This window comes from Gemmatimonadota bacterium, assembly GCA_040388535.1.
Lineage (GTDB): Bacteria > Gemmatimonadota > Gemmatimonadetes > Gemmatimonadales > GWC2-71-9 > Palsa-1233.
This window is the reverse complement of record JAZKBR010000002.1, coordinates 378753-392476: the sequence shown is the minus strand read 5'-3', so window position 1 is coordinate 392476 and position 13724 is coordinate 378753. Positions and strand designations below refer to the sequence as shown.

Annotated in this window: 12 protein-coding genes and 1 pseudogene; 4 read left to right on the top strand and 9 right to left on the bottom strand. The window is 64.2% G+C overall.

All coding sequences use genetic code 11. From position 1 onward, the window contains the following. Positions 1-5: 5 nt before the first annotated feature. Positions 6-362 carry a PadR family transcriptional regulator gene (locus V4558_05245; protein ID MES2304887.1) on the bottom strand — a complete coding sequence of 119 codons (357 nt, stop codon included), beginning with the start codon at positions 360-362 and terminating at the stop codon, positions 6-8. A gap of 122 nt (positions 363-484) precedes the next feature. Here V4558_05245 and V4558_05240 point away from each other — a divergent pair, with 122 nt between their 5' ends. Together V4558_05240 and V4558_05235 are read left to right on the top strand one after the other, a co-directional pair. Further along, positions 485-844 (top strand): PadR family transcriptional regulator, encoded by a 360-nt coding sequence (locus V4558_05240; protein MES2304886.1) that lies wholly within the window; start codon positions 485-487, stop codon positions 842-844. A gap of 7 nt (positions 845-851) precedes the next feature. Continuing rightward, positions 852-3473 carry an ABC transporter permease gene (locus V4558_05235; GenBank protein MES2304885.1) on the top strand — a complete coding sequence of 874 codons (2622 nt, stop codon included), beginning with the start codon at positions 852-854 and terminating at the stop codon, positions 3471-3473. On the opposite strand, the pseudogene V4558_05230 reads toward V4558_05235, so the two are convergent. Further along, positions 3470-3625, bottom strand: a pseudogene (locus V4558_05230) (tRNA-binding protein). The gene V4558_05235 and the pseudogene V4558_05230 overlap by 4 nt on opposite strands. 719 nt (positions 3626-4344) lie before the next feature. On the opposite strand from V4558_05230, the gene V4558_05225 reads away from it, so the two are divergent. Together V4558_05225 and V4558_05220 are read left to right on the top strand one after the other, a co-directional pair. Further along, positions 4345-4569 carry a hypothetical protein gene (locus V4558_05225; GenBank protein MES2304884.1) on the top strand — a complete coding sequence of 75 codons (225 nt, stop codon included), beginning with the start codon at positions 4345-4347 and terminating at the stop codon, positions 4567-4569. A gap of 321 nt (positions 4570-4890) precedes the next feature. Beyond that, positions 4891-5898: a hypothetical protein gene (locus tag V4558_05220; protein MES2304883.1), complete on the top strand. Its 1008-nt coding sequence runs from the start codon at positions 4891-4893 to the stop codon at positions 5896-5898. Positions 5899-6505: 607 nt separating this feature from the next. Here V4558_05220 and V4558_05215 read toward each other — a convergent pair. From V4558_05215 to V4558_05185, 7 genes are all read right to left on the bottom strand, one after another. After that, positions 6506-6847 (bottom strand): tRNA-binding protein, encoded by a 342-nt coding sequence (locus V4558_05215; protein ID MES2304882.1) that lies wholly within the window; start codon positions 6845-6847, stop codon positions 6506-6508. Beyond that, entirely contained in the window at positions 6844-9306 is a 2463-nt protein-coding gene (leuS, locus tag V4558_05210) for a leucine--tRNA ligase (GenBank protein ID MES2304881.1), read from the bottom strand. The genes V4558_05215 and leuS overlap by 4 nt, the downstream gene beginning before the upstream one ends. A gap of 85 nt (positions 9307-9391) precedes the next feature. Continuing rightward, positions 9392-10222, bottom strand: a complete 831-nt coding sequence (locus V4558_05205) for a hypothetical protein (GenBank protein ID MES2304880.1) — start codon at positions 10220-10222, stop codon at positions 9392-9394. Between the two features lie 80 nt (positions 10223-10302). Further along, positions 10303-10890, bottom strand: coding sequence for a DUF502 domain-containing protein (locus tag V4558_05200; GenBank protein MES2304879.1), 588 nt, complete (start codon positions 10888-10890; stop codon positions 10303-10305). A gap of 2 nt (positions 10891-10892) precedes the next feature. Continuing rightward, a complete protein-coding gene (locus V4558_05195) occupies positions 10893-11963 on the bottom strand; it encodes an aminotransferase class V-fold PLP-dependent enzyme (protein ID MES2304878.1) in 1071 nt (356 codons plus the stop codon). After that, positions 11960-12589, bottom strand: a complete 630-nt coding sequence (locus V4558_05190; protein ID MES2304877.1) for an isochorismatase family protein — start codon at positions 12587-12589, stop codon at positions 11960-11962. Before V4558_05190 ends, V4558_05195 begins: the two co-directional genes overlap by 4 nt. Then, positions 12586-13650 carry a quinolinate phosphoribosyl transferase gene (locus tag V4558_05185; GenBank protein ID MES2304876.1) on the bottom strand — a complete coding sequence of 355 codons (1065 nt, stop codon included), beginning with the start codon at positions 13648-13650 and terminating at the stop codon, positions 12586-12588. Before V4558_05185 ends, V4558_05190 begins: the two co-directional genes overlap by 4 nt. Positions 13651-13724 lie beyond the last annotated feature (74 nt).

The window sequence follows — 13724 nt, the reverse complement described above, 5'->3', positions numbered from 1 at the left end:
GCCTGCTATCCCGGGTGAGGGTGGAGGGTCTGCGTCATGATGCCGGTGACGACACTGCTGAAGCGGAGCCACTGCTGGAATTCCGCCCCAAGGTGGTCATGACCCGCGCGATTCAGGGTATACAGACGGGCGCGTCGGTTCTTGCTGGTCACGCGCCATTCGGCGTCGATGAGGCCGCGTCCCTCGAGGCGATGAAGCACCTGATAGGTGAGGCTGTCGTCGAGTTCGAGTTGCCCCGTTGAATGCTGCTCCAACCAGAGGGCGATTCCGAAGCCGTGCATGGGTCCGCCACTCAACGCCTTGAGGACCAGCATGTCGAGGGTCCCTTTGAGAATCGGAAGATTCGAGGTGGCTTCTTTCATCTGGTTGTTCTCCCCGTGTAGTACACGGGGAAGCTACTGCCGCAGTGCCACGCAGACAAGTAGCCCACGGATACATTGACATTCGACAACCGATGACGCAGGCTTATGTCGAACGGCATAGTATGACCTCTGCAACGCTCGGGGTGCGAATGCGCGACGGCAAGGCCGACCTGCTCCAGGGAACGCTTGATCTGCTGATCCTGAAGGCGCTGGGCAACACTCCGCTCCATGGCTGGGCCATTTCGAAGCGGATCCAGCAGACCTCCCGTGACGTGCTCTCCGTCAACCAGGGGTCACTCTACCCCGCGCTGTACCGGTTGGAGGACCGCGGCTGGATCGTTGGCTCCGAGGAGAGTTCGCCCGAGGGGCGGCGCATCAAGGTCTATCGCCTGACGCTGGCTGGTCAGCAACAGATGACCGAGGCGGTGCAGTCGTGGCGGGTCTTTTCGCTAGCAGTGAATCACGTGCTGCGTGCAACGTGAGGTCGCGATGAACTGGATCTTCGTCAGACTGCGGCGCGTGCGGCTCTGGTTGAGCCGGTCGTCGCACGAACAACAGATGAGCGCTGAGATGCAGTACCACATCGAGTGCGAGACCGCCGAGCTGGTCGCGCGGGGGACAGCTCCCGCGGCGGCGCGTCGCGAAGCATTGCTGCGCTTCGGGGGAGTCGAGCGCTTCAAGGAAGAGTCGCGGGACAGTCGCGGCGTTCGTCGCCTCGAAGACTTGACGGCCGACCTGCGGCACGCGACGCGCGTGCTGCTCCGAGCACCGACGTTTACGCTCGCCGTGGTGCTCACGCTCGCCCTCGGCATTGGAGCGACCGCGGCGCTCTACACGGTGGTGCACGGCGTCGTGTTGCGCGACCTGCCCTATGTCGAACCGCATCGCCTGGTCGCGATCTGGGAGCGCAACGCCCAGCGGCAGCTCGAACACACGCCGGCGTCGATGGCGTCATTCGAAGCCTGGCGAGCGGAGCAGGCGCTCTTCGACGGGATGGCAGCGCTGGTGCCTGCGCCAAGCACGCTCACCGGCGCCGGCGCCGCATCGCGTGTGGCCGGGGCACAGGTCTCACCGGGTTACTTCACGTTGCTCGGGAGCCGGGCGATGCTCGGCAGGACGCTGCTGCCCTCCGACGAAGTCGCGGGGACGCGACTGGTCGTGTTGTCGCACGCCTTCTGGTCGAATCAGCTCGCTGCTGATCGCGCTGTTGTGGGCAAGACCATCGCGCTCGACAACGTGCCGTATACCGTGATCGGTGTCATGCCGCCGTCCTTCGAGCCTCCGAGACTCGGGTGGATGGCCGACCAGGATCTGTGGATCCCGCTGATACCAGCTGCAGACCTCCGGGCCTGGGGTCGGGCGTTCGCGGTTATCGGCCGGATGCATGCAGGCGTGACGAAGGAGGTTGCCGTCACCGCCCTCGATCGGCTGGCCGCCCAACATGCGGAGTCGGTGCCGGAGGCGGCCGGGTGGTCGACGGCGATAGTCGACTTGCGGCGCGAAATTACGGGCGATGCACGCACGCCGCTCCTGGTGCTGCTCGGGGCGGTAGGACTGCTACTGGTGATGGGAATCGTGAACGTGGCCACGCTGACCCTGGCACACCTGCGACGGCGCGAGGGTGAGTTGGCACTCCGCGTTTCGCTGGGGGCCTCACGAGGTCGGGTCGTGCGACAACTGCTGGCGCAAAGTTCCCTGCTCGCCCTGGTCGGTGGTGTGGCGGGAACGCTGGCGGCCGCGTGGGGTGTGCGAATCCTCTACCGGCTCTTGCCGGCCGAGATCGCGAAGCCTGCAATTCCAGGCGTGGATGCGCCTGTGGTGATTGCCTCGGCAGTGATCTCGATTGCCACCGCGCTCGTGTGTGGCATTCTTCCGGCCTGGCGCGCCACCAGGGGCAACGCCGCATCGACCCTGCGAGAACACGCCAGCGTGCGGATCACGCGACGCAGCGGCCGGGCGCTCGTTGTGGCCGAGGTGGCTCTTGCGCTAGTGCTCAGCGTCGCGGCCGGGCTCGCCGTCCGCAGTTTCGTCGCGTTGCAGGCGGTGGATCTCGGCTTCGATCCGCATACCGTCACCACAATGCGGATCATGTTGCCCACGGAGCGGTACCCTGACGCCGGTCGGCGTCTGGCCGTCTTCGACGCAATTGTCGGAACCGCGCGTGCGCAACCCGGAGTGACTGCGGCAGGCGCCGTGAGTCTGCGACCGTTCGGTGGCGGCGGACCACGCACGACGGTGCTCGCGGAGGGAGCTGCGATCGTGGCCGGAATGGAGCCGCCGCCGGTCGATATTCGATGGGCCGACCGCGACTATTTTCGGGCATTGCAGATGCCGCTGCTCGCAGGGCGGCTGATGAGCGCTACCGATCGCGCCGACGCACCTCCGGTGGTGGTGATCACTCGCGGTCTGGCGGACCATCTCTGGCCCGGCGGATCCCCCATCGGAAAGCGTGCAGTGATTCAGCTGAACGGCGGGATCACGGCCGAGGTGATCGGTGTGGTTGCGGATGCCCGGATCGCCGGAGTGCGCCAGCCCCCGAATCCCACGGCATACCTGGCAATCGGGCAATCGACGGGCAACAGCATCGACCTCATGGTACGCGGCAACGAGAGCATCGTACCGGTGATACGTCAGGCACTGGCATCGATCGATCCCGATGTGCCGTTGTTCCGGGTCGCATCGCTCAATGCCGTGATCGGCGACGCCGTGGCGAGCGAGCGATTCACCGCTTTCATCCTCGCGGCCTTCGGGCTCTGTGCGATGATGCTTGCGGCGGTTGGCATTCACGGGATGTGTGCCGGGGACGTTCAGGAACGGCAGCGTGAACTCGGTATCCGCCTTGCGCTTGGCGCCGAGCCCGTGGGGATCACTGCGCTGGTGCTGCGCTACGGCTTGGGGAATGCGTTGCTTGGTCTGGGGATCGGTACCGTCGTGGCGCTGCTGGTCACCCGAGCGATGCGTGCCATCCTGTTCGGGATCACACCGACTGATCCGGTGGCATTCGTGGGGATCGCGGGAGTGTTGCTGGTCGTGGCGTTCCTGGCGACGCTGCTGCCGGCACTGCGCGCGGCCCGAGTCTCGCCGCAGCTTGCCATGCGGGAGGAACGCTAGAAGAGACGCCCGCCGAGGGGGACTGCGGTGGTGGGTTGCAGCAGCACCACCGCTCCCTCGGCATCGGGTACCCCCAGGACGAGCACTTCACTCTTGACGCCCGCTACGCGCTTCGGTTCGAAGTTCACCACCGCTACCACCTCGCGCCCCACCGGTCTAATGGACGGCGAACTGCGTCCCGGTACCCAGCTCACTTGCAAATTGCCCTCGCCCCGAGACGCCGCCCTATTTCCGATGGACATCGTATTTAGCGGGCGATTCCGCTTGTGATACTTCGACCGCACCTCCGGTTTCGGTGGCGCAGGATTAGGCGATAGGTGCCTGAGCGAGCAGTTCCGCCGCGGCTGAAAGCAAAGGTAGGACACCGCCCCAGACCCGCGCCCTCTCCCGGTAAATCCGACCAATCATCGTCCGGACGGTTGAGACCTCGAGCCCCATCGTCCGAGCAATTTCCTTCGGAACCTTCCAAGCCAAAAGCAAGGCAAAGCACTGCCGCTCTTGCGGGGAGAGGCGCCAAGTGTCGCAGACCAGCTCAAACTGTTGTGCTGTGAGTACGAACGGAATTCGCGGTGACTGCGCCGGGGGCGCGATGCAGGGTTGCGACAAACTGGCCTCTGGGGGTGAGGTATATCAGTTGTGCTGTAGTGAATTCGTATTGGTTAAGCAAAACGGTAAGCGATTGACAGCGTGCAACGCAAGGAGCCTGTGCGATTCTTACGAATGAATTGACCGTGTCAAGCGGGAATAGGATTTCTTTGACCCAATGCTAGTGCAAGATTGCACTATTGACGGATAATCCAGGGGTCGAGACCTTGGAGGAGTTCTTCTCCTGCCAGCATAAGCACTCAACAACATGGAGGTCAGTTTGAAGATGTCTCGCATACTCAAGACCGGATTCTTCGCGGTCGCGGCGCTCCTGCTCCTCCCGGGGCGGTCAGACGCGAGGGAACAGGAACAGGCGTGTTCGACAGCGCCTGCGGCAGTGCTTTGCGGATACGAGATCGATCTCGATCATTGTGTGACCCAGGATGGCAAAGCCTACTGCCCCATTCTCAACAAGTATCGCCCAACCGGTTCCGGTCCCATCATCAGCTAGTCATCCGGAGGTACTCTGATGTTTCGCAAGTTTCTTGTTCTGACGGTGTTCCTTGTAGCCGCTATCGCACTCGGCCCTCGAGCCGGGGCAGCGCAGCAGGAGATCCCTCTCTGTCTCGCGACGGTCTCAAGTACCAGTTGTGGCTACGTCTTCGATCCAGGTGATTGTTTCATTAATGAGCAGGGAGTCCGGATGTGTCGCACGATTCAGGTGTACAAGTGGGAAGGTCCTGCTGGTGGGATCTGAAGATCAGTGACTCGGGGCGCGGCAAGGGTGGCATTTCCATACATCGCTAGTGAGCGAGGATTCCGAATGACTCGAGTGGCACGCCTCGCGGGTGTGTGGGCACTCATCCTAGCCGCGTCGGCCGCCGGACAGGGCGGCCGCAAGGTGATTGAGCTACAACTCAAATACTCCGACGCTCGGTGGGTTGTCGGTGGCGATTCGTCGGGTCCCCTCGTCAACCCAAACAGAATCATGGCGTCCGGGTCGCTGGTCCTCATCACGGACCCAGGTGCGCCTGGAGTCGTCGCGCTCGACAGTCGTACTGGCAAGGAACTGTGGAGATACGGGAAGAAGGGGCGTGGGCCTGGCGAGATGATTCAGCCCGTGCTCGCATCCTGGCACCCGGATGGGACCGTCATCGTCGACAACGGAACTCGCCGCCTCTATTTCATTGCCACCAGCGGGAAGCTGCTGGAGGAGCGAAGCATTCCCAATGGTTTGTTCATCGCAGGGATCTGCTCGCTTCGGACGGGGGAAGTGATTGTCCACTATCCAGATCCGGTCGGTTCGGGTTTAGGGGTCATTCGTTCCAAGTCCAGGGCGCTGCCGAAGGTCGCATACCCGTTCGCAATTGGTGGTCCAAGCATGACGGACAGGGCGCTCGACCTGACGTCCTTGCCATCCGCCGGGTCACCGAAGTGTGTCGCCGCCAGGAAGACTGCCAACGGCCTCGCAGTATTCTCCCCGACGGGTACACCGAAACAGGTCAAATACATCGAGGCGCTGGAACAGCGTAAGTATCGCCCAGCGATGGAAGCCAAGGACACTTCCGACCTCCCTATTCCCTTCGCGCTTGATGTAAGCGCGGATGCGGGGAAGATCTACGTCTATTTCGGAGGTTCGACTTCGTGCTCCTTTCTCTGCGTGGACGTATATGACGCCGCGGATCTTCGATACCTTCAGACCTACAGACTGAGGGGGAAGCTGGGTGTCCGACCCATGGATGTGATTGTGGCCAACGGTGAGTTGGTCATTCTCGGAATGCGAGACGATCTTCCGATTGTACTCTCGTTCGGAATGCCGGCAGAGGGTTCCCGCCGTTGATGACCCGTCGAGGGCGACTGCTGCTTGGAGCCGGAGCTCTGGCGATTGTTGGCTGGCGAGTCGCGGTGGTACGCGCGGAAGGAACTCATGGATCCGAGTTGATTCCGCTCGTGCGCCAGTTGACACCGTCAGTGGATAGCTTCCCTCCGGGGTTGAGCAATCCCGGTTCGGTGTCTCTTGTGTATGTCTACAGTACCGGGTGCCCTTACTGCAGAATGGACCACTCGTGGGTCCGCGAAGTTGGGCGAGGGGTCGCGGATGGGAAAGCTCGCTTCGTCGCCTTGCGGGTGGGTAGCGAGGTGAGCGGCCTTTCCTATTGGGGCGTCGATCGGGCAAGTGCACCGGACACACTGGTTTCCGTGTCCCAAGAGGCCGCCGCCGCTATGAAAATTCGAGGTGTGCCGGTCCTGATGGTTATTCGTGGGGATACGATTGTAGCTGCATGGCAGGGGAAACTCCGATGGAGCGCGAACGGTCTCACACAAGCGATCAATTGCAGGCTGGGAGCCATCGGAGGGTGCATGCTTTCAGGAGTGATCGATTTCTGGAGTGGCTTAGGGGGGCGAATACGCGCCGTGCAGACCCTGAAGATGCCAACCTCGGAGCTCTAGTACAATCGCCCGCCGAGCGGGACTGCGGTGGTGGGTTGCAGCAGCACCACCGCTCCCTCGGCATCGGGTACCCCCAGGACGAGCACTTCACTCTTGACGCCCGCTACGCGCTTCGGCGCGAAGTTCACCACCGCCACCACCTCGCGCCCCACCAGTTCCTCGGCAGTGTAGTGCACGGTCAGCTGGGCACTGGATTCCTTGCGGCCGATTTCGGGGCCGAAATCGAGCACGAGATGATACGCCGGCTTGATCGCCTTCGGGTTGAAGCGTGCCTCGAGAATTCTTCCCACGCGGACATCGACGCGCAGGAAGTCGGCGAAGTCGATCGTCTCGCTCACCCCACCACCAGGTTCAGCAATCGTCCCGGCACCCAGATCACCTTGCGGATCTCCTTGCCTTCGAGATGCTTCGCGATGCTTTCATCGGCGAGGGCTGCGGCACGTGCGCTCTCTTCGCCGGCGTCACGCGCGAGTGTCACGGTGCCGCGCGTCTTGCCATTGACCTGCACGGCCACGGTGACAGAGTCCTCGACCGTAAGCGCCGGATCGTAGCTCGGCCAGGCCGAGTCGAAGATGGAACCCTGGTGGCCGAGGCGCTCCCAGCACTCCTCGGCGAAGTGCGGCGCGAACGGCGCCAGCATCTGCACCACTTCGCCGACGAGGCCGGGCTCGGCACAATTCTGCTCGCGCAGCACATTCATCAGCTCCATCAGCGCGGCGATGGCGGTGTTGTAGCGCAGCTGCTCGAGCTCTTCACCGACCTTCTTCTTGGTCTGGTGCCACTTCACCAGCACTTCGCGCCGGATCTCGGCGTCGCGGCAGTCGGGGTGGCCGCTCGCGGCAACCAAATCCCAGACCTTGTCGAGGAATCGACGCGGCCCGCTGATGCCCGAATCGCGGAAGTCGCCGCCGTCCTGGAACGGGCCCAGGAACATCAGATAGGTGCGGAAGGTGTCGGCGCCCCACTTGTCGATATAGTCGTCGGGGACAACCACATTGCCCTTCGACTTCGACATCTTGGAGCCGTCCTTCACGATCAGCCCGTGCGCGCGGAAGGTGCGGAAGGGCTCGTCGAAATGGAGCATGCCCGCGTCATGCAGCACCATGGTGATGAAGCGCGAGTAGAGCAGGTGCAGCACGGCGTGTTCATTGCCACCGATGTAACTGGTGACGGGGAGCCAGGTCTTCGTGCGTGCCGCATCGAAGGGGCGGTCGTTGAACTCGCTGCTCGGATAGCGCAGGAAGTACCACGCCGAGTCGAGGAAGGTGTCGGACACGTCGGTCTCGCGTCGGCCCTGCTTGCCGCACCTGGGGCAAGGGACGTGGTACCACTCGCTGTGGCGCGCCAGCGGCGAGATTCCGGAATCGTCGGGACGGAAGTCTTCGATCTCGGGCAGCACTACTGGCAGCTGGTCTTCGGGCACCGGCACCGCGCCGCAATCATCGCAATAGATGATCGGAATGGGCGGACCCCAGTAGCGCTGGCGCGAGATGCACCAGTCGTAGAGCCGGTACTGAACGGTCCCCTTGCCACGATTCACCGACTCGAGCCAACGGGTAATCGCCGCCTTGGCTTCGAGTGCGGCCATGCCGCTGAAGTTGCCTGAATTCACCATCGTCCCGCTATCGACATCGACGAACGCTTCGGTCAGCGGGGTATCGGGACCGCTTGTGGCGTTCGCCACGACGCGTGTGATCGGCAGGGCATATTTCGTCGCGAAGGCGAAGTCGCGCTCGTCGTGTCCGGGCACGGCCATGATGGCGCCGGTGCCGTATTCCATCAGGACATAGTCGGCAATCCAGATCGGGATCGGCTGATTCGTGGCCGGGTTGGTCGCGAAGCTGCCGAGGGCGACGCCGGACTTCTCCTTGTCGCCGACCTTGCGGGAGACCAGATCCTTCGCGCCGGCTTCGGTGCGATAGGCCTCGACCATCGCCTGCTGCGCAGGCGTGGTGAGTTGCTGGACCAGTGGATGCTCCGGCGCGAGCACGAGGAAGGTCGCGCCGAAGAGCGTGTCGGGCCGGGTGGTGTACACCGGAATCTCGACGCCGGCGTGACCGTCAGCGGCGAAGCGGACCTCGGCGCCTTCCGAACGGCCGAGCCAGTTCTTCTGGGCGAGCACAGTGCTTGGCGACCAGTCCATCCGCGTGGGATCATCGAGATTCGCGAGCAGGCGATCGGCGAAATCGGTAATCCGGAAATACCACTGCTCCAGCACGCGCTGCTCGACCAGCGCGCCGCAGCGCTCACAATGGCCGCCGACCACTTGCTCGTTCGAGAGTACGGTCTTGTCGTTGGGGCACCAGTTGACGGCGCCCTTCTTCTTGTAGGCGAGCCCGCGCTTGAGCAGCTGCAGGAAGAGCCACTGCGTCCACTTGTAGTAGGTCGGGTCGGTGGTGGAGAGGACGTGCTCCCACGCGAACATCCCGCCCATCCGGGTGAGCTGCCGGGTGAAGTTCGCGATGTTGCTGGGAATCAGCTGGGCCGGGTGCTTGCCGACCTTCAGCGCGAAGTTCTCGGAATGGATGCCGAAGGCATCGAAGCCGATCGGTTCGAAGACCTGAAACCCCTGCAGCCGCTTGTACCGCCCGAAGACATCGGCGCCCGTGAATGCGAAGAGGTTGCCCACATGCAGCCCCTCGGCAGAGGGGTACGGGAACATCATCAGGTTGTAGAACGGACGGGTCGCGCCGTCGAGGTCGGGCTCGTTGGTGCGGCGCTCGCGCCAGCGGTCGCGCCACTTGGCTTCGACGTCGTGCGGTGAGTATTCGGCGGGGTCAGGTTGATGAGCAGTCATGGTCCAAAAGTAACCGGGGGCCAAAAACGGACGGGCAGGCTCCGGAGAGCCTGCCCGTGCAGGGGAAGCGGTGAAGCGGGCGTGCTCAGTCGCGTTCCGGGTGCCGCTCGCCGTGCCGTGCCGCCAGATCGAGGGTGAAGGCGAGGCCGTTCACCGTCGCGGTTGGTGTCGCGGTGCCATTGAAGGTGATCACCACGGTGCGGGTAACCGATTCGCCGGCATTGGGGCCGGAGGTGCGCGTCATCACCATGGTACGGGTCACCGTGCCCGAGAGCGGCCACGGGTCGACGCCCGGGGTGCGAACCGGGTAGACCACGTTCACGAGGGCGCTGGTGCCGGCGACCGTGTACGAACGGGTGTCGCCGCCTTCGGTGAGACGCGAGCGCGAGATGTTCTCGGTGCCGGTGCCGTTGACGGTGCGGCTCGTCTCGGTGCCGGCGAGGCCAGTGATGGTGAAGTCGCGATTCCGCGTCACAGTGGCGGTCCACGGGCCGTGAGTCACGTCACCGGCGACAGAGGCGACGAGATGGATCGAGGCGGTGGTGAGCTCATCATAGGCCGTCTGCGTTGCGCCGAGGGCGTCGAGCAGAGTCACGGTGCGGTTCACCGTGAGTCCGTTGCGATTCTCGGGCGGGCAGCCGAAGCGGCCGGCGGCGAAGTTGCAGCCCGTGAGACCTGGGCGACCGGTCGGCGGCGTCCAGAGCGACGCTCCGCTCGAAAGCGGCGAGGTCGTGAGATAGCCGATTCCGCCATCCATCCCGGTCATGACGTCGACGTCCTCGGCCGTGCCGTCGGCGGCGAGAGTTGCGGCATCCTGGCTAATCGAGGCGGTGAGCGTTGAGGAGTCGGTCGGATTGCTGCCGCACGCGGCGGCGAGCACGAGGAGTCCTGTGGCGGCGAGTCTGGTGCGAAGCATCGGATCCTGCCTGTGATTAGGAGATATCTGCGGGGAGTGATCCCCCGTACGCCTTGAGTGACGGACGGGGGAGCCGGGCGTTAAGGCCGGGGCGCCCGATCCCTCCCCGCAACACCACCGGAGACGATGAAGGCCATCATGTCGCCACTATCGCCATCAACCGGGATGACGCGTTCTGCAGGTAGCAGGATGAGTCGTCCCGTAAACGCATATGAGAACGGCAGATAGACTGCGACGTACCCAGGGAGGCCGAGGCGCGTCATATCGTCAGCGGTGATGAACCCGAGCGACCAGACGTCGATGCCCGGGTCGGGTTGGACCCGTACGGCCCTGGTGAAGCGACGCTTCTCGCCGACGAAGGCGTGCATCAGATCCTTGGCCGCAGTGTACAGCAGGCGGACGAAGGGGAGACGCTCAAGGATCTGGTCAAGCGTGGCGAGGGCGGCCTTGGTGACGACGTTGGTCGCGAGCGCTCCGATGATCGTGACGCTGGCGACGACGATCAGCAGTCCGGCGCCGGGAATGGTCAGGCCGAGCCAGCCATCGACGCCGGCGATGGCGCGGTAGGCGATGTAGATGGTGAAGGCGACCGGCGCCGTGATCGCGAGGCCGCGGACGAAGTTGCGCGCCGCGAATCCGAGAAGTTCACCCAGCCGCGAACTGTCCATGGTCAGAGCCTCGGTTCGAGCGCGTCGAAGAGCGGGTCGAGCTGGGCAGGAAGGAGGTCGCCCATATGGCCGATGCGGATGAGCTGATCTTCCTCTTCGTCGAGGCCGAAGGCGACTTGCCACCCGCCGGCCGCGAGTTCAGCGGCGATGGCACGGGCGGAGCGCCCGGGGGTGAGTCGCAGTGCAGAGATGGTATCGGCTCGACGACCGGCGGGTGCAAAGAAGGTGCATTTGCCGTGGCTCGCGACCCAGGATTCCACTCGCTCGCGCATTGCACGATGGCGGCTCCAGCGCGCCTCGAGCCCTTCGGCGCTGATGCGCTCGAGCTGTGCTGCGAGGGCGAAGACGACGGGAAGCGCTGGTGTCTGCGGGAAGCGCGACTCGAGGGCCGCGCGGTGCAAGGCGACCACGTCGAGATAGAAGCCGCGGTCGTCGAGTTCTGCGGCACGGGCGAGAAAGCGTTCGCTCGCCACCGCGAATGCCAACCCCGGCGGGAGTCCCATCGCCTTCTGCGAGCCGGCGAGAATGAAGTCGGGTCGCCACAGATCGGTTTCGACCGGTGACCCTCCGACGGATGTGACCGCATCGACGATGGTGATGATCTCGGGATTTCGTTGCAGGATCGGCAGCAGCAGTTCGATCGGCGTCAGTGCGCCGGTCGAGGTCTCGCAATGCACGATCGAGACGGCGTCGACTGGGGGGCCATCGAGCATGCGGCTGAGCAACTCGGGCTCAAGCACGGCGCCGCGCGGGACGTGAAGCCGGACGACTTCCTTGCCGCATTGCTCCGCGGTGAACGCAAAGCGTTCGCCGAAGGTGCCATTGACCACGGCGAGGAGACGGTCACGCACGCCGCTGCGAATCGCGGCTTCCATCAGCGACGTCGCCGATCCGGTCGAAAGGATCACCGGTCGCTCCGTGCGGAAGAGCGCGCGCAGGCCGGGCTGCAGGGCGGCGACGAGTGCCTGCCCTTCGCTGCTGCGGTGGGCGATCATTGGTCGCAGCATCGCCTGCATCACCTCAGGCGCCACCTCCACCGGTCCCGGAATGAAGTAGCGCCCCGAAAGCGTCATCCGATCATCTCGCGCGTCGACACGATGCGATGGCCGGCGGCGCTCCACGCGGCGAAGAGGTCGGCACTCGCACCAGCGTTGATGGCCCGGACTGCATCGCGCACAATCACCAGCTCGGCCTGCGGAGCATGCTGCGCGAGCCCGGCCACGGCGGCGCGGACACAGAAATCGGTGGCGACACCGTAGACCACCACGCGCGCTGGTGCCAGCGCTGCGAGCACGGTGGCGGCATTGGGATTCCAGCGAAAGACATCGGTGCCCGGCTTGTTGATCAGCAGCTCGCTGCGGTGTGCCTGCACCGACGCGGTGACTGCTGCGGCATCGAGCGGCACCGGCTGAATCACGAGCGGGTCGTGCAAGCGGGTTGCCTCGATCTTGAGCTGTCCCGGTGTGCCGCGCATGCAGTGCGGCGGGAAGGTCGTGGTCCAGTCTGGGGCGTCGGTGATTTCGGCGTGCCCGATATCGTGGTCGTCGGCGGTGGCCACGATGCGTAGGTTGTTGCTGCGGGCCCAGTGGGTCAGCGCGCGCAGGTTCGGAATGATGGTTTCGGCATCGGGGACCGCGAGCAAGCCGTCGTGATGCACAAAATCGACCTGGGTGTCGACATCCCAGCAGATCGTGGTCATGCGACGATCTCCAGTCGCGGGTTGGGACGATACTCTCGACCAACCTTGGCGCAGGGCCGGCCGTCGAGCCGGACGATGTCGGCGGTAAAGTCGAAGCGTCCCTGAAAGAGCGATGAACCGACGCCGTACGCGTCGACCGGGACGCCGAGCGATTCGAATTCGCGAATCTTCTCGACGGTGAAGCCACCCGAGACGACGATACGCACGTGCTGATGTCCGGCGCGGTCGAGCGCATTGCGGACATTGTGTACCAGTTGCGGATTGACACCGGTGGGCTTGAAGGATCCCATCTCGGGGATCACCGAGCGATCGACCATCATCTCGCTGGTGTCGATCCGGACACCGTAGAGCGCAGGACCGAGCGTGTCGGCGAGCTCGAGCGAGGTGCGGACGCAATCATTCTCGAAATCGACCAGCGTGACCAGGCGGATGTCGACGGGCATATGGGCGAGGAATTTCTGCGCCGCCTTCACCGTGTCGCCGCCGTAGGCCGCGATCAGGCCGTGGGGCACGGTGCCGACGCCTTCACTCCCCCACCACGAAGCCTGCGCATCGGTCGAGACACCGATGGCGCCGGCAATGTGCGCGGCATAGCCATCGCCGGTCTGCACCAGCCAGTGATCGTGGCGGGCGGGGAAGAACATGATGTCCTTGGGCCGGGCGGCGTCCACGACGCGTCGGGTGTTGGTACCGACCCGAGTGCGCCGTGCCAGCACGCCGAGGTACAGCGTCTCAAGGTGGGCGAAGTGATCGTAGGGCCCTTCGATTTCGAGCACGACCTCCCAGGGAGCGATGGTATCGCCGTCGTGGAGCGCGCGGACGACGAGGGAGGGGTAGTGGTCGCTGCAGAGCTTGAGGATCGCGATGGCTTCGTCGATGCCGCCCAGGAGTGCATCGGCCTTGCTGAAGACCTGGACAGTGACCTGGGGAGCGTGTCCGTCCTGACGGAGGATGTCGCGGGCCCGGACGAAGTACTTATCGGAGTAGTAACCCGCGCGCATCTTCTCGACAGGGAGATTGAAGATCGCAGGGTCGAGGCGGTTCCGTCGGGATGTGGACATGGGACCCTAATCTGTCCTCTCGCGGGGCGCCTGTCATCCCGAAATGCGTATAATTCGGGCTTCACCAACCCATG